14 protein-coding genes and 2 pseudogenes are annotated in these 20,262 nt (G+C 59.8%); 12 read left to right on the forward strand and 4 right to left on the reverse strand.

From position 1 onward, the window contains the following. Positions 1 to 358 precede the first annotated feature (358 nt). From ACTG19_RS06520 to ACTG19_RS06530, 3 genes are all read left to right on the forward strand, one after another. Complete coding sequence (locus ACTG19_RS06520; RefSeq protein WP_439988901.1) at positions 359 to 763, forward strand: hypothetical protein; 405 nt, start codon at positions 359 to 361, stop codon at positions 761 to 763. A gap of 54 nt (positions 764 to 817) precedes the next feature. Beyond that, entirely contained in the window at positions 818 to 2,848 is a 2,031-nt protein-coding gene (locus ACTG19_RS06525) for a M13 family metallopeptidase (protein ID WP_439988902.1), read from the forward strand. 339 nt (positions 2,849 to 3,187) lie between these two features. Beyond that, positions 3,188 to 4,120, forward strand: a complete 933-nt coding sequence (locus ACTG19_RS06530) for a GGDEF domain-containing protein (protein WP_103251314.1) — start codon at positions 3,188 to 3,190, stop codon at positions 4,118 to 4,120. 98 nt (positions 4,121 to 4,218) lie between these two features. Here ACTG19_RS06530 and crr read toward each other — a convergent pair whose 3' ends face one another. The 4 genes from crr to cysK form a co-directional block, all read right to left on the reverse strand. Beyond that, positions 4,219 to 4,728, reverse strand: coding sequence for a PTS glucose transporter subunit IIA (gene crr / locus ACTG19_RS06535; RefSeq protein WP_005338264.1), 510 nt, complete (start codon positions 4,726 to 4,728; stop codon positions 4,219 to 4,221). 42 nt (positions 4,729 to 4,770) lie between these two features. After that, positions 4,771 to 6,498, reverse strand: coding sequence for a phosphoenolpyruvate-protein phosphotransferase PtsI (gene ptsI / locus ACTG19_RS06540; protein ID WP_101529807.1), 1,728 nt, complete (start codon positions 6,496 to 6,498; stop codon positions 4,771 to 4,773). Between the two features lie 46 nt (positions 6,499 to 6,544). Next, positions 6,545 to 6,802 carry an HPr family phosphocarrier protein gene (locus tag ACTG19_RS06545; protein ID WP_005338266.1) on the reverse strand — a complete coding sequence of 86 codons (258 nt, stop codon included), beginning with the start codon at positions 6,800 to 6,802 and terminating at the stop codon, positions 6,545 to 6,547. Between the two features lie 440 nt (positions 6,803 to 7,242). Next, positions 7,243 to 8,211 carry a cysteine synthase A gene (cysK, locus tag ACTG19_RS06550; protein ID WP_047440293.1) on the reverse strand — a complete coding sequence of 323 codons (969 nt, stop codon included), beginning with the start codon at positions 8,209 to 8,211 and terminating at the stop codon, positions 7,243 to 7,245. Between the two features lie 159 nt (positions 8,212 to 8,370). On the opposite strand from cysK, the gene ACTG19_RS06555 reads away from it, so the two are divergent. The 9 genes and pseudogenes from ACTG19_RS06555 (at position 8,371) to exeE (ending at position 20,262) form a co-directional block, all read left to right on the forward strand. Next, the gene (locus ACTG19_RS06555) at positions 8,371 to 9,213 is read left to right on the forward strand and encodes an AAA family ATPase (protein ID WP_013723987.1); all 843 of its coding nucleotides are present in this window, start codon (positions 8,371 to 8,373) and stop codon (positions 9,211 to 9,213) included. Positions 9,214 to 9,216: 3 nt separating this feature from the next. Continuing rightward, positions 9,217 to 10,378, forward strand: a pseudogene (locus tag ACTG19_RS06560) (vWA domain-containing protein). Between the two features lie 54 nt (positions 10,379 to 10,432). Further along, positions 10,433 to 11,554, forward strand: coding sequence for a beta-ketoacyl-ACP synthase III (locus tag ACTG19_RS06565; RefSeq protein WP_201947974.1), 1,122 nt, complete (start codon positions 10,433 to 10,435; stop codon positions 11,552 to 11,554). 49 nt (positions 11,555 to 11,603) lie between these two features. Then, positions 11,604 to 13,047 (forward strand): annotated as a pseudogene (locus tag ACTG19_RS06570) (HD domain-containing phosphohydrolase). A 327-nt stretch (positions 13,048 to 13,374) separates the two neighbouring features. After that, complete coding sequence (locus tag ACTG19_RS06575; protein ID WP_040065846.1) at positions 13,375 to 14,943, forward strand: ExeA family protein; 1,569 nt, start codon at positions 13,375 to 13,377, stop codon at positions 14,941 to 14,943. Continuing rightward, a complete protein-coding gene (gene exeB / locus ACTG19_RS06580; protein WP_201947971.1) occupies positions 14,943 to 15,635 on the forward strand; it encodes a GspB family T2SS assembly factor variant ExeB in 693 nt (230 codons plus the stop codon). The genes ACTG19_RS06575 and exeB overlap by 1 nt, the downstream gene beginning before the upstream one ends. Positions 15,636 to 15,862: 227 nt before the next feature. Next, positions 15,863 to 16,696 carry a GspC family type II secretion system variant ExeC gene (exeC, locus tag ACTG19_RS06585; RefSeq protein WP_320643256.1) on the forward strand — a complete coding sequence of 278 codons (834 nt, stop codon included), beginning with the start codon at positions 15,863 to 15,865 and terminating at the stop codon, positions 16,694 to 16,696. A gap of 21 nt (positions 16,697 to 16,717) precedes the next feature. Continuing rightward, a complete protein-coding gene (exeD, locus tag ACTG19_RS06590; protein ID WP_421296026.1) occupies positions 16,718 to 18,757 on the forward strand; it encodes a GspD family T2SS secretin variant ExeD in 2,040 nt (679 codons plus the stop codon). After that, complete coding sequence (gene exeE / locus ACTG19_RS06595) at positions 18,757 to 20,262, forward strand: GspE family T2SS ATPase variant ExeE (RefSeq protein ID WP_005338295.1); 1,506 nt, start codon at positions 18,757 to 18,759, stop codon at positions 20,260 to 20,262. The genes exeD and exeE overlap by 1 nt, the downstream gene beginning before the upstream one ends.

A 20,262-nucleotide genomic window follows, 5' to 3' on the forward strand; every position in this document is an offset into this window, starting at 1 on the left:
GCTTTTTTATGCCCTGTTTATGAAGATAGAGACTGTTATCCATTGCCAACATGGCTGGCCGCCGCACAACAGGCAGCCATCACCCTTGATAAAATATAAAGAGAAATAAAAGTCTAAAAACAAACACTTGCCCCACACCACTACTTACCGCACAGATGAAACCTGCGCCCTTCTCCCCTCACCGCTTACCCATACCGCGCTCGCTCCGGCTCCCGGATTTTTATAACTTTTTTTAATTTTATTTGAGTGTCCTCTTCATCCTGTCCATTGCAAAGTGGCGCCATTCCAGCGCCGGGCCCTGTGACCACCACCCGGCTGACACCGACTTGCTCATTTGATAATTGAAAGGATCCGAGAGATGAAACACCCCTTGATGGTAATGGGAATAGCCGCCTGTCTGGCATTAAGCGGCTGCCAGAATATGGACACCAAGAAAGTCCTGATAGGTGCAGCTGCGCTGGGGGCCATCGGCGCCGCTGGCTATTACGCCGGGAAAAAGCACCGCGATAACAAACACGAGCATGATGGCCAGCATGACGATAGCGATGACCAGCATATGGCCACCAGCAAGATGCCCCGTTACTGCTCGGGGGAAGCGGCCAGCAAATTCCATGTCTCCCCGCGCGATATCACCACCGCGTCGGCAGAAGAGAGTGGCCACAGATACAAGGTCTATGGCCAGTACGAGACCGACGATGATGCGGTCGACTTTACCTGCACCTTCAATCACGACGGTCGCTTCCTCTCGGTCGTTCGCAGCTGATTGACCATCAGGTATAGCCAATTCACCACCGACTCTCCATACAGGACACACACGATGAAACAGCAACGCAGCATGATCGCCAGCCTCATTGTGCTGGCCCTGCTCGGCCTCGCGCCATGCGTCGGTGCCGCCAGCGGCCACTCCGGGGTGGATCTGGCCAGCATGGATAACAGCGTGCGCGCGGCGGACGATCTGTTTCGCCACGTCAACGGCAACTGGCTGGCCCAGACCCAAATACCGGATGACCTGCCGGGGCAGACCATCGGCAATCTGCTGGCGGACAAGTCGCTGAAGGATCGCAAGGGGTTGCTGGAGGCGCTGCTCAAGCGCCCGCAACAGGCCGGAACCCCTCGCCAGCAGATCGCCGATCTCTACGCCAGCTATCTGGATCAGGCCGGGCGGGATGCCAAAGGGCTGACGCCCATTCAACCACTGCGCGACGAGATCATGGCCATCCATGATGGCGCCTCGCTGGCCACCTACTTTGCCCGTGTTAACAAGCTGGGGGGCGGCGCTCCCTTTGGTATCGGGATCATGGCCGACAAGAAGCAGCCTGACAGCTACGGGATCTACCTGCAGCAATCCGGTCTCGGTCTGCCGGATCGGGACTACTACCTGAAAGAAGATGCCGCCAGCAAGGCACTGCGGGCCAGCTACGAGCAGTTCATTACCGCCCTGCTCAACCATGCCGGCGTCGAGGGGGCAAGCGAACAGGCCCATCGCATTCTGGCGCTGGAGACCCGCCTCGCCAGCCTGCAGTGGGGCAGAGTCAAGCGGCGGGATGACAACCTCACCTACAACAAACTGCCCCTCACCCGCCTCCGTCAGTTGCTGCCTACCCTGGATTGGCAACGCTACTTGGCAGAGGCCGGTATCGCCGGGGAAACGGAGATCATCGTCAGTGAGCCGGACTATCTGGAGAAGCTGACCGCCGTGATGCAGGAGACCAGCATCGCGCAGTGGCAATCCTACTGCCTGTTCCATCTGCTACGCACTTATGCGCCCTATCTCGACAGCCAGAGCAATGCCCTGCACTTCGCTTTCTACGGTACGACCCTGAGCGGCATCCCACGGCAGAGGGAGCCCTGGAAGCAGGCCATGGAGGTGCTGGACGACTATCTGGGTCAGGCGGTGGGCAAACTCTACGTGGAGCGCTACTTCCCGGCCGAAGCCAAGGCACAGATGGCGACCATGGTACGCAATCTGATCGCTGCCTATCGCCAGGAGATCGGTGGGCTCGACTGGATGTCTGCCCCGACCAAACAGCAGGCGCTGGCGAAACTGGAGAAGGTACGGGTCAAGATCGGCTATCCCGACCAGTGGCAGGATTACAGCGCAATCGAGATCCGTCCCGATGATCTGGTCGGCAATGCCCAGCGCGCGGCCACGGTGCGTTACAATGAGCACCTTGCCCGCCTCCATCTACCGGTGGATCGGGAGGAGTGGTTCGACAATCCGCAGACGGTGAACGCCTACTACAACCCGAACAACAACGAGATCGTCTTCCCGGCAGCCATACTGCAACCGCCCTACTTCGATCTGAAGGCGGATGATGCGGTCAACTATGGCGCCATCGGCGCGGTCATCGGTCACGAGCTGAGCCATGGCTTCGATGATCAGGGGGCCAAATTCGATGGCAACGGTGCCTTGCACAACTGGTGGGCTCCGGCCGATCTCAAGGAGTTCACCGCCCGAGCACAAAAACTGGCGAAACAGTACGACCGTTTCGAGCCCATCAAGGGGGAGCATGTCAACGGCCAGCTGACCCTTGGCGAGAACATCGGCGATCTCGGCGGCCTGACCATCGCCCACAAGGCGTACCAGCTCGCCCTGGGCAGCCACCTGCCAGCGGTGCTCGATGGCTTTACCGCCGAGCAGCGCTTCTTTATCGGCTGGGCGCAGGTGTGGAAAGGGAAGTACCGGCCCGAGCTCGCGGCCGTTCTGCTCAAGACAGATCCCCACTCGCCGCTGGAGTACCGGGTCAACGGCGTCGTCGTCAATATGCCGGCCTTCTATAGCGCCTTTGCCATCAAGCCGGGAGACAAGCTCTATCTGCCACCTTCCGAGCGCGTGAAGATTTGGTGACCACCAGCAGGGGCCCTGGCCCGAAAAGCTCCAGCAGATGGACCACCTCCACCTGAGCTGAAGATGACCGACACAGGGAATGTCTGTTTTACCCTGGCTGGTTTTTCCCGACCTACATGTGCCTGACCATGTGGGTTTTTTTGACCCTTTTGCCCCGCCCCTTCTCCTCAGCCTGCCCAGCTTTCACCCGATACGGCCACGGCAAACAACTCCGCCGTTTTCTCGCCTTTGCCATTGGCTGAAAAACCGGCGGCGGAACCGCTATAAATCGGTTTACCACCAAACAGGTCTGACCTATGGTAAAGCATGTAAAAGATGCATCGTGGAGCCGCTTTTCCTATGAATGACCGAGAACTGCAACAGATCCTGTTTCGCTCCTTCGATGTGATCCCGCTGCCTATTCTGGTGTCAGAATCTATTGCCCGTCACGATGGCTGCTCACCCGACATGATCCCGCAGCGGCGCCACCGCTTTCTGAATAAAGCCTTTATTGAGCAGCTAGGCTACAACCTTGACGATCTGCCGGACATGGCCTCCTGGTTTCAGGTCGCCTACCCGGATGAAGGGTATCGCCGCACCATCATCGACTCCTGGCACTCCCAGGTGGAACAGAGCTTGTCGCAAGGGCTGGAGGTCGCCGAAATGCCTGCGCTGATCCGCTGCAAGAGCGGTCAGTCACGCTGGTTTATCGTCACTGCCCAGCTGGGAGCCGATGCCATCCCGGATGGCCATATCGTCACCTTTCGCGATATCCACGACCTGCAGTGCATGGTGGAAGAGGTGAGCCGCCTCTCCTGCACCGATCCGCTCACCGAACTGACCAACCGGCGTGGCGCCCAGCAACAGCTGCAGGCCCTTTGGTTGCAAGGTGAGCCCCTCTCGGTGGTGTTGGGAGATATCGACCATTTCAAACAGGTCAATGACCGCTACGGCCACCCTGCGGGCGATGCCGCGCTCTGCGCCGTCGCCCACGCCATGGCGGGCCAGCTGTTGCCGGGGGAGAGTCTGGCCCGTTGGGGCGGGGAGGAGTTCCTGCTGATCCTGCCTGGTTGCGATATTGAACAGGCGGCACGGCGCGCCGAACAGCTGCGCCAGCATGTCAGTACCACCCGCTTGCCATGGCAGGGGAAGCAGCTCTCCCTCACCATCAGTCTGGGGTGTGCCAGCATGAAGGGGCAGGAGAGCATCGACTATCTGCTGATGATGGCCGACCGGGCCCTTTATCAGGCCAAGGATCAGGGGCGTAACCGGGTTGTCATCTCGACGGAATAGAGTGATCACCAGAAAGGAAAGCCGACTCGCGGCCATAAAAAAACCGAAGCACAAGGCTTCGGTTTTTTACTGCGCAACTGGCGTGAGCCAGCCTGGCATTACTTCTTGATACGGATAACCGGGGTCTCGCCCACAGTCACGGCACCAGTCATTTTGATCAGCTCTTTGATCTCGTCCATGTTGGAGATGACAACCGGAGTCAGGGTAGACTTGGCTTTCGCTTCCAGAACGGCCAGATCGAACTCGATGATGGTGTCGCCGCGCTTGACCTGTTGACCTTCCTGAGCGATACGCTTGAAGCCTTCGCCTTTCAGTTCAACGGTGTCGATACCGAAGTGAACGAACAGCTCGATACCGGAGTCGGATTCCAGAGAGAACGCGTGGTTGGTCTCGAAAATCTTGCCGATGGTACCATCGCACGGAGCAACCATCTTGTTGCCAGCCGGCTTGATGGCGATACCGTCACCAACGATCTTCTCGGCGAAGACAACGTCAGGCACATCTTCGATCGGCACGATTTCGCCAGACAGCGGAGCAAAGATTTCGATGCCGCCGGTGTCAGAGCTATCGTCGGAAACCAGTTTCTTCAGTTTATCAAACAGACCCATATAAAGCTCCTAGAGATGATTTGTCGCTGTTTGCAGCCGATCTTAGCAGACTGCTTTCTGCTTAATAAAGTTATCTACGCATGCTTCGATTTCAGCGGCGGTGGCAAAGCTCAGTGCTTGATCAGCCATTGCCTTCACATCTTCGAAGTTGGTGTTGCGGATAAGCTTCTTGATACGCGGTACAGAGATGGCGCTCATGGAGAACTCATCCAGACCCATACCCAGCAGCAGCAGGGTAGCGCGCTCGTCACCAGCCAGTTCACCACACATACCGGTCCACTTGCCTTCGGCGTGGGACGCATCGATAACCATCTTGATCAGGGTCAGGACGGAGGGTGAGAGCGGGTTGTACATGGCGGAGATCATCTCGTTACCACGATCGACAGCCAGAGTGTACTGGGTCAGGTCGTTGGTACCGATACTGAAGAAATCCACTTCCTTGGCCAGATGATGAGCCATCACGGCAGCGGCCGGGGTCTCGATCATGATACCCACTTCGATGGATTCATCAAAGGCTTTGCCTTCGGCACGCAGTTCGGCTTTCAGCGTCTCTACGGTAGCTTTCAGGCTACGGAACTCTTCGACAGAGATGATCATCGGGAACATGATGCGTAGCTTGCCGAAGGCAGAGGCGCGCAGAATGGCCCGCAGCTGAGCGTGCATGATGTCTTCGCGGTCGAAGAAAATACGCACGGCACGCCAGCCCAAGAAGGGGTTCATCTCTTTCGGGAAATTCATGTACGGCAGCTCTTTGTCGCCGCCAATGTCCATGGTACGCACGATGATCGGCTGATCCGGCATCGCTTCGGCCACTTCTTTGTAGGCTTTGAACTGCTCTTCTTCGGTCGGCAGCGCGTCACGGTCCATAAACAGGAACTCGGTACGGTACAGACCCACGCCTTCGGCGCCATTGCGGATGGCACCTTCGGTATCCTTGACGGTACCGATGTTGGCGCACACTTCGACCTGGTGACCATCCAGCGTGATGGCAGGCAGATCTTTCAGCTTGGCCAGCTCATCTTTCTCGGCCTGGAACTGAGCCTGGAACTTCTTGGCTTCGGTCAGCTGTTCAGCGGTCGGATTGATGATGATCTGGTTGTTGATCGCATCCAGCACCAGCATGTCACCGTTCTTGACGCGCTCGGTGATGTCGTTGGTGCCTACCACGGCCGGCAGCTCCAGGGAGCGGGCCATGATGGAGGTGTGAGAGGTACGGCCACCGATGTCGGTGACGAAACCCAGCACATATTTCAGGTTGATCTGAGCGGTTTCAGACGGGGTCAGGTCTTTGGCGACCAGGATCACCTCTTCGTCGATGGTGCTCAGGTTGACAACGGCGATGCCCAGTACGTTCTTGACCAGACGGGTACCGATGTCACGGAAGTCGGTAGCGCGTTCGCGCAGATAAGGGTCATCCAGCTCGGCCATCATCTTGGCGTACTGTTCGATCACCTCATAGATGGCTTTGTCAGCGGAAGCCTTGTTCTCTTTGATGAAGGATTTGATATCCCCTTCCAGCTCCTCATCTTCGAGCAGCATGATGTGGCCTTCGAAGATGGCCTCTTTTTCCTCACCGAAGGTGCGACCGGCCATCTCTTTGATGGCTTCCAGCTGGGCAGCTGACTTGGTACGAGCTTCGAGGAAACGGTTGATCTCGACATCAATCTGGTCAGCAGAGATTTTGCCCTGATTGATAACGATTTCATCTTCTTTCAGAAGAAGCGCCTTACCGAATGCGATACCGGGGGACGCAAGAATGCCAGATATCATAATCCTTCCTATTAAAACGACTGTGGGGGAGGAATCTAAAGCTGGATTACTCCAGCTCGTCCATCAGGGCAACCAGCTTCTCAACAGCTTGCTGAGCATCCGGGCCATCAGCCTGGATAGTTACGTTGGTACCCTTGGTCAGGCCCAGGGTCTGCAGCTTGAACAGGCTCTTGGCGCTGGCGGACTTGCCACCGGAGACCACAGTGATCTCGCTTTGGAATTCTTTGGCTTCTTTCACGAACTGAGCTGCCGGACGGGTGTGCAGGCCGTTTTCAGCAGTAATAACAACAGACTTCTCGTACATGGTTTCACCCCATATTATTGATATTTTTTGGTGGGTTGGTCGTTTTTGAAGCAACCTGACCCACCGTGTCAGTATGGATATGTTGTAAAGTAACGAAAGCAGACCCGCAATGGTTTAATCCAGGTCAAGTTTCTGTGCAGTAATCGGCGCGCTGGTTGGCAATTTTCAGTTATTGGGCTACAAGCCGCATCAGGACTGGCCTGAAATTATTTTATAACGAAAAATAACACTTTGTTACTTTGTGATACCCAGCCAGCAAACACCGCGTGACGCCGCACAGGATATGAGATTTAGAGCGGAATGTCTGCTTTTTTTCTCACTCCGGAACTTGTTATTTTACCCCAAAAAATAAGGATCAAGTGACACTAACAGGGGTTGAGTCTAGCCCATAAAGAAGCGGCGCTCCTGGGAGCGCCGCTGTTTTGAAAGATTCCGATCAGTTACTGCTGCAGTTCCTGCTCGCTGAACACCCCGGCAAACAGGGCGCTGGAGAGGTAACGCTCCGCCGCACTCGGCAGGATGACCACAATGGTTTTGCCCGCAAATTCCGGCAGCTCGGCCAGACGGCTGGCAGCCACCACCGCAGCACCGGAGCTGATACCGGCCAGGATCCCCTCCTCCTCCATCAGGCGGCGAGCCATCTCGATGGCTTCATCGCTGGTCACCTTCTCCACCCGATCGATCAGGGAGAGGTCCAGGTTGCCCGGAATAAAGCCGGCGCCGATCCCCTGGATCTTGTGGGGGCCGGGTTTAATCTCTTCCCCGGCTAGCTTCTGGCTGATGACCGGCGACTCCGCCGGTTCGACCGCGACAGAGACCACCGCCTTGCCCTGGGTCTTCTTCAGGTAGCGGGAGACACCGGTAATGGTGCCGCCGGTACCTACTCCGGCCACGAACACATCCACTTCGCCGTCAGTGGCATCCCAAATCTCGGGGCCGGTGGTCTTTTCGTGGATCTCCGGGTTGGCCGGGTTTTCAAACTGTTGCAGCAACACATACTTGCCCGGCTCGGATTCGAGGATCTCGTTGGCCTTGGCAATGGCCCCCTTCATGCCGAGGGGCCCTTCGGTCAGCACCAGATTGGCACCGAGCGCCTTGAGCAGCTTGCGGCGCTCCAGGCTCATGGTGGCCGGCATGGTCAGGGTGATGGGATAGCCGCGAGCTGCCGCGACAAAGGCCAGAGCAATACCCGTGTTGCCGCTGGTGGGCTCGATGATCTCCTTACCCTTGGTCAGGATGCCGCGCTTCTCGGCATCCCAGATCAGGTTGGCACCGATACGGCACTTGACGCTGAAGCTGGGGTTGCGGCTCTCGATCTTGGCCAGCACGCGACCTTTGGTAACACGGTTGAGACGAACCAGCGGGGTGTGACCGATAGTCTGGCTGTTGTCCTCAAAAATTTTGCTCATGGCGCTATCCCTGTGTTTGTTACGACGATGAAACAAGATTACCCTGTGGTTTCTGAATGAGAAGTGACTATTCGTTATAACCATATGGTATTACAACATATAGAGCTTATTCTCTCTGGCCCCTGACTCCGGGTGCCAATCGTCAAAGGAACCGACGTTATGGGATTTTCAGGAAGCAGCCAGTATCTCGCCTCCGATGCATTGAAGATGGCGGTCAATGCCGCCATCACCCTCGAAAAACCGCTGCTGATCAAAGGGGAGCCGGGCACCGGCAAGACGGTGCTGGCGGAAGCGGTCGCCGACCATCTTGGCACCGATCTCATTGCCTGGCATATCAAGTCCACCACCAAGGCCCAACAGGGACTCTACGAATATGATGCGGTGGCCCGGCTGCGCGACTCCCAGCTCGGCGATCCCAGAGTGGCCGATATCAGTCACTACATTCGTAAAGGCAAGTTGTGGCAGGCCTTCAGCGCCGAGCAGCGACCTGTGCTGCTGATCGACGAGATCGACAAGGCCGACATCGAATTCCCCAACGATCTGCTGCTGGAGCTGGATCGGATGGAGTTCGACGTCTACGAGACCGGCGAGCGAGTCAAGGCGCGCCAGCGGCCGGTGGTCATCATCACCTCCAACAATGAGAAAGAGCTGCCGGATGCTTTCCTGCGCCGCTGCTTCTTTCACTACATCCGCTTCCCCGACAAGGCCGAGATGCAGGCCATCGTCAAACTCCACTACCCCGACCTCAAGGAGAGCCTGCTTGGCGAGGCAATGGATCTCTTCTTCGAGCTGCGCGAGGTAGAGGGGCTGCGCAAGAAGCCCTCCACCTCGGAGCTGCTGGACTGGATCCGCCTGCTCTTGGCCGACGATATCGCCCCCGAGGCGATGCGTGCCCGCGAGCCCGGCAAGCTGGTGCCCGCGCTATACGGTGCTCTGCTCAAGACCGAGCAGGATCTGCATCTCTTCGAGAAGCTCGCCTTTCTGGCCCGGCGCGGCAGCTGACCCATGCTGATCGACTTTTTTACCCACCTGCGCCGCCACAAGCTGCCGTGCAGCCTGCGCGAGCTGCTGGACTTGCACGCTGCACTGGCTGCTCGGCTGGTCACCATCGATATGGACGAGTTCTACCAGCTATCCCGCTGCCTGCTGGTAAAAGACGAGGCTCACTACGATCGCTTCGATCGTGCCTTCGCCGAATACTACGAGGGTCTGGATGCCATTCCCCTGCTGCCGGAGAGCCTGTCCGAGGAGTGGCTGCGCAAGGAGTTCGAACGGCTGTTGAGCCCAGAGGAGAAGGCGCTGCTCAAATCCCTCGGCGGACTCGACAAGCTGCTGGAGACCCTTAACCAGCGATTACGCGAGCAGAAAGAGCGCCACGCCGGTGGCAACAAGTGGGTAGGGACCGGTGGCAGCAGCCCGTTTGGCCACGGCGGTTTTCACCCCGAGGGCGTTCGAATGGGTGGAGAGGGGCAGCACGGCAAGGCGGCCAAGGTATGGGAGGCCCGTCACTATCGCAACTTCAGCGACGACTCGCCGCTCGGCCAGCGCGCCATCCAGCTGGCGCTGCGCAAGCTCAGACGTTGGGTGCGCAAAGGCAATCCCGACGAGCTGGATCTCGACGACACCATAAAAAGCTCTGCCCGCCAGGGTTGGCTCGATGTGAAGTTACGGCCCGAGTGCCACAACGGGGTGAAGCTATTGGTTTTCTTCGATGTCGGAGGCTCCATGGATGCCCACGTAGCAGAGGTGCAGCGCCTCTTCTCCGCCCTGCGCCACGAGTTCAAGCATCTGGAGCTTCTATTTTCACAACTGCCTCTACGACTTCGTCTGGAAGGACAATAACCGCCGCTTTGAGGAGCGATTCGATACCCTGCGGCTGCTGCGCACCTACGGCAGCGACTACCGGGTGATCCTGGTGGGGGATGCCACCATGGGCCCCTACGAGATCACCTGGCCAGGCGGCAGTGTCGAGCAGTGGAACGAGGAGTCGGGTCAGGTGTGGCTTACCCGCTTGCAGCAGCACTTTCCCAAACTGGTGTGGATCAACCCCACCCCACGGCGGGAGTGGCTCTGGCATCCCTCTATCAAGCTGATGAATGACGTGGTTGGCGGGCGGATGCATCCGCTGACCCTGGCTGGTCTCGCTGCGGCGATCGACCAGCTGTAACCCTCTCTACCCTATAAACCGACAAGCCGGGAACGCACCCGGCGAGGAGCAAAGATGACCTCTATCGTGATCAGTGGCTCAGGCCTCTATAACCCACCCTTTGTCGTCAGCAATGAAGAGCTGGTGGCCGCCTTCAACCAGTATGTGGATCTCTACAACGAGGAGAACGCCTCCGCCATCGACGCCGGCCAGCTTCCCGCCAAGCAGCACTCCAGCTGCGAGTTCATCGAGAAGGCATCCGGCATCAAGAGTCGTTATCTGGTGAGCCGAGAGGGAGTGCTCAACCCCGACATCATGCAGCCGCTGCTGGCGGAGCGGCCCGACGAGATGCCCTCCATCATGGTGGAGATGGCGGTGGCCGCCGCCGAGCAGGCACTGATCGCCGCCGGCCGCGAGCCCGGCGAGATCGATCTGGTGATCGTCGCCGCCTCCAACATGCCGCGCCCCTACCCGGCTCTGGCCATCGAGCTGCAGCACTATCTGGGGGCGAGCGGCATGGCCTTTGATATGAACGTGGCCTGCTCGTCTGCCACCTTCGGCATCAAGACAGCCGCCGACATGCTGGCGGCAGGCACAGCCAAACTGGCACTGGTAGTCAATCCGGAGATCTGCTCGGGGCACCTCAATTTCCGGGACAGAGACAGTCACTTTATCTTCGGCGATGCCTGCACCGCTGTGCTGCTGGAGCGGGAGGCCGATTGCAAGATGGCCAATCCGTGGCAACTGGTGGCCAGCAAGCTGGTGACCCAATACTCCAACAACATCCGCAACAACTTCGGCTTTCTGAACCGGCTGAGCCCGCGCACCCGCTACGGCGACGACAAGCTGTTTCGCCAGCAGGGGCGCAAGGTGTTCAAGGAGGTGTTGCCGCTGGTGTGCGACCAGATAGCCAACCAGCTCGATGAGCAGGGCTGGCCTGCCGAGAGCCTGAACCGGCTCTGGCTCCATCAGGCCAACCTCACCATGAACCAGTTCATCGGCCGCAAGCTGCTCGGTCACGATGCCAGCCAGCAGGAGGCGCCGGTCATTCTTGATAGCTATGGTAATACCAGCTCGGCGGGTTCCATCATCGCGTTTCATCTGTACAATCGCGACCTTCCTGCGGGTGCTCGCGGCGTACTGTGCTCCTTTGGCGCTGGCTACTCCATCGGTAGCCTGCTGCTGCGGCGCCTGTAATGGCGGGCCTCCCGCCGACATAACAATAACCAGCAACATGGGTGGGAATATGCAGAGGATCACGGGGCGCTGCGCCCTGCACTACGGGGTAACCCTGTCACTATTTTGTCTCTATGGCTGGCAGGTTTGCCCGTTTCTCGAGAGTCTCACCCTGCCCCAGTTGCTGGGGCCGACCCTGGTGACGTTCGCCATCATGTTCGCCGTGCGCAATTGGCTGCTCTCAAGAAGGCCCTTGGCGCGCAACGGGCTGGACGGGTTTGGACTGGAGGTGGGTTTCTACCTGCTGGGAGCACTGCTGCTCTCGGGCTACAACGCCCTGACCCACGACTTCCCGCTGGAGAGTCACCTCAAGGTGCTGCTGGGGATGACCACCCTCGGCTTTCTGGTGGCGGCCGATCTGACCCTGGAGCGGGATTGGAATCGGGCCAGAACACGGCAAGCCGAGCAGAGCCTGGCACTGAGCCACCCGCTGGCCATGCCGCTGCCACGCAAGTTCACTCTCTTTACCCTGGCGACCCTCACCCTGCTGGGGGGCGTCTTCTTCTTGCTGTTCAACAAGGATCTGGAGTGGCTGGTGACGGTGGAGCGCAGCCTGCCGAGGGTCGATGCCCAGCACTACATCCTGTGGGAGATCGCCTTCGTAATGACGGTGACCTTCTGTTATCTCGCCCTCATTATTCACGGTTATGGTCGCAATCTCGGCCTATCCCTGCGCCAGCAGACCCGCACAATGGCCAGAGTACAGTGTGGTGACTTCGACGCCCGGGTGCCGGTCACCCGGGATGACGAGTTCGGTCTTATCGCCGCCAGCACCAATCAGATGATCGGCGAGCTGAAATCCCGCAGCGACGAGCTCAACCTGACCCGCGATGTGGCTATCCTCGGCCTCGCCTCGCTGGCGGAGACCCGGGACAACGAGACCGGCGCCCATATCATTCGCACCCAGCACTACGTCAAGGCGCTGGCGCAATACCTCAGTCGCAGCGATTGGGATCGCTATCCGCTCGATGACGCCACCATAGATCTACTGTTCAAGTCGGCTCCCCTGCACGATGTGGGCAAGGTGGGCATTCCCGATGCCATCCTGCTCAAACCGGGCAAGCTGACCGACGAGGAGTTCGCCATCATGAAGCGCCACCCGCAGATCGGCGCCGATGCACTGGCGAGTGCCGAGGCGCAGCTGGGCTCCAACTCCTTCTTGCGGCTGGCCCGGGAGATCTCCCTCACCCACCACGAAAAGTGGGATGGCAGCGGCTATCCGGCAGGGCTGGCGGGTGAGGATATTCCCCTCTCCGGGCGCTTGATGGCGGTAGCGGATGTCTACGATGCCCTCATCTCGAAACGGGTCTACAAACCTGCTTTCAGCCATGAGGAGGCGAGGGAGATCATCGTGAAGGGGAGCTGCAGCCATTTTGATCCCGGCATTGTCGCGGCGTTTCTCGCCTGCGAAGCAGTTCAGGGAGATTGCCGCGCAGTTTCAGGATCACCACTGAGCAAGTACATGCCGACCAGCTTGCCCTGATGGCTGACAGGGCAACCGGCGTCATAAATTGTACACAAACAGGTCTGACCATGGCCGACTCAGCACCATGCTGACGGCCTTTGCCACGCCGCACCCATATTGATATTTCCCTTTATTTACAGCTATTTTTTGTCATTTTGTGATCCGGATTCGTGCCAATGACGCAACCGGGATCACAAGATGGCAGGAAAAGGCCGCAATTTGCCCTCCGGCGCCAATGATGGCTTCCAATGAAAGCGAGGTTTGCTATCATCCGGAGACATTTTTCATCTGTCGCCGGCTACAAAAGAATACCCTCATGTACACACAGTTCTTCGGCCTCTCGGAACACCCGTTTTCCATCTCGCCCAATCCCAAGTACCTCTATATGAGCGAGCGCCACGGCGAAGCCCTTGCTCATCTCAACTATGGATTGCAGGATGGCGGCGGCTTTGTGCTGCTGACCGGCGAAGTGGGCACTGGCAAAACCACCGTCTCCCGCTGCCTGCTGCAACAGCTGCCCGCCGAGACCGAGATCGCCTATATCCTCAATCCCTCTCTGACCGAACGGGATCTGCTGGCCGCCATCTGTGACGAGTTTCAACTCCCCTATCCCGAAGATGCCGGGATCAAGCGGCTGTTCGACCTTATTCGCGATCACCTGCTGGCCAACCTGGCGGCAGGCAAGCGCAGCGTGGTACTGGTGGATGAGGCGCAGCACCTGCTGCCCGGCGTACTGGAGCAGCTGCGTCTGCTCACCAACCTCGAAACCGACGAACGAAAACTGCTGCAGGTGGTGCTGATCGGTCAGCCCGAGCTGCAACAGATGCTGCGCCAACCCCTGCTGCGCCAGCTGGCCCAGCGCATTACCGCCCGCTATCACCTGCTGCCGCTCTCTCACAGCGATGTGGATGCCTACGTCCGCTTCCGGCTGCAGGTCGCGGGTTGCGTGCAGCCCATTTTCACCCCGCGCGCCATCAAGACGCTCCATCGCCTGAGTGGCGGCATCCCCCGTTTCATCAACCTCATCTGCGACCGCGCCCTGATCGCCGCTTTCGCCCGTGGCAGCTACAAGATTGTCCACAGCGATATCAGCCAGGCCGCCTTCGAGGTCAATGGCGTTCGGGACGAAGGGAGCTGGGCCTCCGGTCTGATGGTGACGCTGGCGGGCGCCCTGCTGGTGGCCGCAGGCTGGTGGGGCTGGCAATTTTTCGGCGTGTTCCCTACCCGTCCGGTAGTCAAGGTCGAGGTGCCGGTCACCATCGACGAGACCGCCGAGCAGCAGGAGCAGCTGACCGAGGCAATCAATCAGGCCATCGACCCCGACAGCGCCATGCAGAATCTCTATCGGGTCTGGGGTTATGAACCTGAACCGTTCGAAGCAACTTGCGATAACGCCCCCCGTGCCGGTCTGCGCTGTCAGGAGGGGGAGGCAAGCCTTGACGAGCTGCGCGCCCTGCAGTATCCCGCCATGATCACGCTCACTGACCAGACTGGCGGCCTCTACTATGCGACCCTGGTCAATCTGGGGCCGAACAAGGCCAGCCTGATGATCGGCGACCAGAGCTGGCAGGTGGATCGCCAGTGGCTCAGCGACAACTGGGGCGGCAGCTACACCCTGCTCTGGCGCATGCCGAAAGGGGGCGTCAGCCTGATCGCCAGCAATGCGGGTCAGACCCAGATCCAGTGGCTCGACAACGCCCTCAGCCGTGCGCTGCAGCAACCCGAGCGCAAGGTGCGCCGTTTCGATGGCGAGCTCAAGAACAAGCTGCAGCAGTTCCAGCGGGATCAGGGGCTGACCCCTGATGGCATCGCGGGCAGCAACACCCTGCTGCGTCTCAACGCCCTCTCCGGTGAACCCATGCCCAGACTGGAGGAGGCCTCCTGATGTCTACCCTGCTCAAGGCGCTGCGCCGCGCGCAGCAACCGCAACTCTCCGCCCATATTCCGGCCATGGACTTGCCCATGCCCCGGGAAGAGGAGCGCAGCCCACGCCGCATCGGCTGGCTGCTGGCCCCCCTGGCCCTGTTGCTGGGGGCGGGCGCCAACTATGGCTGGCATCTGCTCCACCTGCGCCCCATCGAGGAGAAGGTAGAGGTGAAAGAGGTGATCACTCCACCCTTCGTGCGGGTCGAACCCAAGGCGATGGTGACCCGTCCGCTACCCCCGCCCCTGCCGGAGCCGGTGGTACAACCCAGAGCAGTGGCCAAAAACGAGGGGACCAGTCAGGGGAATACCCCCGCGCTGAGTCTGGCCGAGCAGCTGATGAAAGCCCTCAATGAAACCCCATTGCAGGAGACGCCACACCCCACCGGCCAGAACGTGCAACCAGCCCAGTTGATGGCGCTGGGCTCGGCACCCCAGTCGGTGCGCCAGCAGGTGCCGCAATTGAGCTACGGCTCTCATGTGTTCTCCTCCAACCCCGCCAAGCGCGCCGTGGTGCTCAATGGCCGGGAATTCCGGGAAGGGAGCGAAATCGCCCCGGGGGTCGTGCTCGCCACCATCGACCAGCAATACATAGTGCTGCAGGTCGCCGGACAGAGCGTGACCCTCAAGGCGCTGCAGGATTGGCGAGGATGAGTACGCACCGTACCCTGATGTTCGCAGGCAAGCAGGATGCACCTTACCTGAGTGCCACTTTTGTGAGCATTCAAAGGTTTACGGTGTGATGAAATATCCATTTTTACGGTTTGGCGCGCCCGGACCCGTTGTGTCACAGCACTCCGCCGTACACAATACGCAGCCGCCCCAGAGCCTGGAATTTGTTGATTAATATGACGCTACGATTCAGGGATGACATCTTGACCATGCTGTTGGCCCAGTGCCGGCGGCTTCCCATGACCAGAGTCACCCAGGTGGCCTTTCTGGCGCTGCTGATCATGCTGGCCCAGCAGAGCGCCGCCCTCACCTGGCGTCTGCTCACCCTGGCAAGCCCGCAAACCAGCCAACCGTGGCAACCCTCCGCTGTGGCGATCAGCGGCCAGAGCAACCCGCGCCTTGAACTGGGCGAGGTAAGCCGACTGGCGCTGTTTGGCAAGGCGATCCCCAAGGCGCAGGCCAAAGCCGCCGTGGCCGCCAATGCGCCGCGTACCCAACTCAATGCCCAGCTCAACGGGGTGCTGGCCAGCTCTGATCCCGCCAAATCCATCGCCATCATCGCCATGTCCGGCATCCAGAACTCCTACGGGATCGGTGACATGATTGACGGCACCCAGGCGCGGATCCGGCAGGTCTATCCGGATCGGGTGATCATCGAGCGGGATGGCCGCGACGAGACCCTGATGCTGGATGGCGAGGAGTATGGCAAGCCGCTGCCGCAGACCAACGCCGCCCCCATTGGCTCCCTGCGCAGCGAGCTGATGGCCGATCCGGGCAAGATCACCGATTACCTCAATATTTCACCGGTTCAGGTGGATGGCCGCATGACCGGCTATCGCCTCAACCCGGGCAGCAATCCTGAGTTTTTCAACCAGAGCGGGCTGCAGGCCAATGACCTGGCCATCAGCATCAACGGGCTGGATTTACGGGACAACATGCAAGCCATGCAGGCGATGCAGCAGATGGCTGGCGCAACGGAAATGACAGTGACCGTCGAGCGACAGGGCGAACAGTTCGACATCTTTGTGCGCTTGTCAGAATAATGATTTGGAGTCGTACCAATAATGACCACTAAAGGGAAAAGCTGGCGTCTGGCCACTATCGCAGCGGCACTGATGATGGCGGGCTCAGCTTGGGCCACCGAATACTCTGCCAGTTTCAAGAACACCGAGATTGAAGAGTTCATCAATACGGTGGGCAAGAACCTCAATAAAACCATCATCATAGAGCCCTCGGTGCGCGGCAAGATCAACGTACGCAGCTACGACCTGCTCAATGAGGATCAGTACTACCAGTTCTTCCTGAGCGTGCTCGACGTCTACGGCTTTGCCGTGGTACCGATGGACAACGGGGTGCTCAAGGTGCTGCGCTCGCGGGATGCCAAGACCTCCGCCATTCCGGTGGTGGATGGCAGCAACCCGGGCTCCGGCGACGAGATGGTGACCCGGGTAGTGCCGGTGCGCAACGTCTCGGTCCGTGAACTGGCGCCGCTGCTGCGCCAGCTCAACGACAACGCCGGTGGTGGCAACGTGGTGCACTACGAGCCCTCCAACGTGCTGCTGATCACCGGCCGCGCCGCCGTGGTCAATCGTCTGGTAGAGGTGGTGAACCGGGTCGACCGCGCAGGCGATCAGGATGTGGACATCATCAAGCTCAAGTTCGCCTCGGCGGGTGAAATGGTGCGGCTTGTAACCAACCTCAACAAGGATGGCAACCCGCAGGGGGGCACCGCCTCCCTGCTGCTCTCCCCCAAGGTGGTGGCCGACGAGCGCACCAACTCTGTGGTGGTGAGTGGTGAGCCGAAAGCGCGCGCCCGCATCATCCAGATGGTGCGCCAGCTCGACCGCGACCTGCAAAGCCAGGGCAACACCCGGGTCTTCTACCTCAAATATGGCAAGGCCAAAGACATGGTCGAGGTGCTCAAGGGGGTCAGCTCCAGCATCGAGGCCGACAAAAAAGGCGGCGGCGCAACCACAGGTGGCGCCAGCATCGGCGGTGGCAAGCTGGCTATCTCCGCCGACGAGACCACCAATGCGCTGGTCATCACCGCCCAGCCGGACGTGATGTCCGAACTGGAGCAGGTGGTGGCCAAGCTCGATATCCGCCGCGCCCAGGTGCTGGTGGAGGCGATCATCGTCGAGATGCAGGATGGCGACGGCCTCACCCTTGGCGTCCAGTGGGGCAATGCCAACGGCGGTGGCACCCAGTTCACCAACTCAGGTCTGCCTCTCGGCAGCGCCATTGCGGCGGGCAAGGATTACCAGAATGGCAAGACCGACACCGCTGCCGGTCTGCTGAAAGAGTTCAACGGCATGGCCGCCGGTTTCTATCACGGCGACTGGGCCATGCTGGCCACGGCGCTGGCCTCCAATACCAAGAACGATATTCTCTCCACCCCGAGTATCGTCACCATGGACAACAAGGAGGCCTCTTTCAACGTCGGTCAGGAGGTCCCGGTCCAGAGCGGTTCGCAAAGCTCCACCACCAGCGATCAGGTGTTCAACACCATCGAGCGCAAGACGGTGGGCACCAAGCTGGTGGTGACCCCGCAGATCAACGAAGGGGATTCGGTGCTGCTCAATATCGAGCAGGAGGTCTCCAGCGTCGCCCAGACCCAGGCGACCGGTACTGCCAACCTTGGCCCCACCTTCGACACCCGTACCGTCAAGAACGCGGTGCTGGTCAAAAGTGGCGAAACTGTGGTGCTGGGCGGTTTGATGGACGAACAGACCAAGGAGCAGGTCTCCAAAGTGCCCTTGCTGGGCGATATCCCGGTGCTGGGTTATCTGTTCCGCTCTACCTCCAACACCACCTCCAAGCGCAACCTGATGGTCTTTATCCGGCCGACCATCTTGCGTGATGCGGACGTCTATACCGGTGTCTCCAGCAACAAATACAGCCTGTTCCGCGCCGAGCAGCTCAATGCCGCCTCGCAGGAGGGGTATCTCACCTCCCCCGCCCGTCAGGTATTGCCTGCCTATGGCCAGGATGTGATGGTGTCGCCCGAGCTGCAAAAAGAGATCCAGAAGCAGATCAACGAGATGCGGAGCAGACAGCAAAGCACTGTCGAGACCACCGCCCCGTTTGTGCAGAGTAAGCCCTGATGAGTGCCTACCATCTGGATGGAAGCGTCGGGCCTGCGCCACTGCCCGAGCTCCCCTTTGTCTTTGCCCGCAATTTCGGGGTGATCCTGATTGAGCGGGACGGCGCCCCCGTGCTGCAGTGCCGCCCCGGCGTCACCCCGCAGGCCCTGCTGGAAGTGCGGCGGGTCGCGGGTTGCAGCTTCGCGGTGGAGCAGCTCGACAACGAGGCCTTCGAAGAGCTGCTGATGGCCCACTATCAGCGCGACTCCTCCGAGGCGCGCCAGCTGATGGAAGATCTCGGCAACGAGATGGACTTCTTCGCCCTGGCCGAAGAGCTGCCCCAGAGCGAAGATCTGCTGGACGCCGATGACGACGCCCCCATCATTCGTCTCATCAACGCCATGTTGAGCGAGGCGATCAAGGAGGAGGCCTCCGATATCCATATCGAGACCTTCGAGCGGGCGCTGGTAATCCGCTTTCGCATCGATGGGGTGCTGCGGGAGATCCTGCGCCCCCATCGCAAGCTGGCATCACTGCTGGTCTCGCGGATCAAGGTGATGTCGCGGATGGATATCGCCGAGAAACGGGTGCCGCAGGATGGCCGTATCTCGTTGCGTATCGGCGGTCGCGCCGTCGACGTGCGGGTCTCCACCATGCCGTCCAGCTACGGCGAGCGAGTGGTACTGCGTCTGCTCGACAAGAACAACGTGCGCCTCGAGCTCAAGCAGCTGGGGATGACCGCGGCCAACCGCACCATCATCAGCGAGCTTATTCGCAAGCCCCACGGCATTATTCTGGTCACCGGCCCGACCGGTTCCGGTAAGTCCACCACCCTCTATGCGGCGCTGTCTGAAATCAACTCGCGGGATCGCAACATTCTGACGGTGGAAGACCCTATCGAATACGACCTCGAAGGGGTGGGCCAGACCCAGGTCAACACCAAGGTGGACATGACCTTCGCCCGCGGCCTGCGCGCCATCCTGCGTCAAGACCCGGATGTGGTGATGGTGGGGGAAATCCGAGATCTGGAAACCGCTCAGATCGCGGTACAGGCGTCGCTGACCGGTCACCTGGTGATGTCGACCCTGCACACCAACACCGCCATCGGCGCTATCACCCGGATGCGGGACATGGGGATCGAGCCCTTCCTGCTCTCCTCGTCCTTGCTGGCGGTGCTGGCCCAGCGGCTGGTACGCACCCTCTGCCCCGATTGTCGCGCCCCGCGCCCCATCACCGAGCAGGAGCGCCTCGCCATGGGCATCGAGCTGGCTCCCGATCAGCAGGTGTGGCGCCCGGTCGGCTGCGAGCTGTGCAACCACACCGGCTACCGTGGCCGGACCGGCATCCACGAGCTGGTGGTGATCGACGAAGCGGTGCGTGAAGCCATTCACAGTGCCAGCGGCGAGCTCGCCATCGAGCGGCTGATCCGCGGTCATACCCCCAGCATCCGCCGTGACGGCATCGACAAGGTCCTCAAGGGGCAGACCAGCCTCGAAGAGGTACTGCGCGTGACCCGGGAAGATTGA

The organism is Aeromonas sp. 3P (assembly GCF_051919745.1).
Classification (GTDB): domain Bacteria; phylum Pseudomonadota; class Gammaproteobacteria; order Enterobacterales; family Aeromonadaceae; genus Aeromonas; species Aeromonas veronii.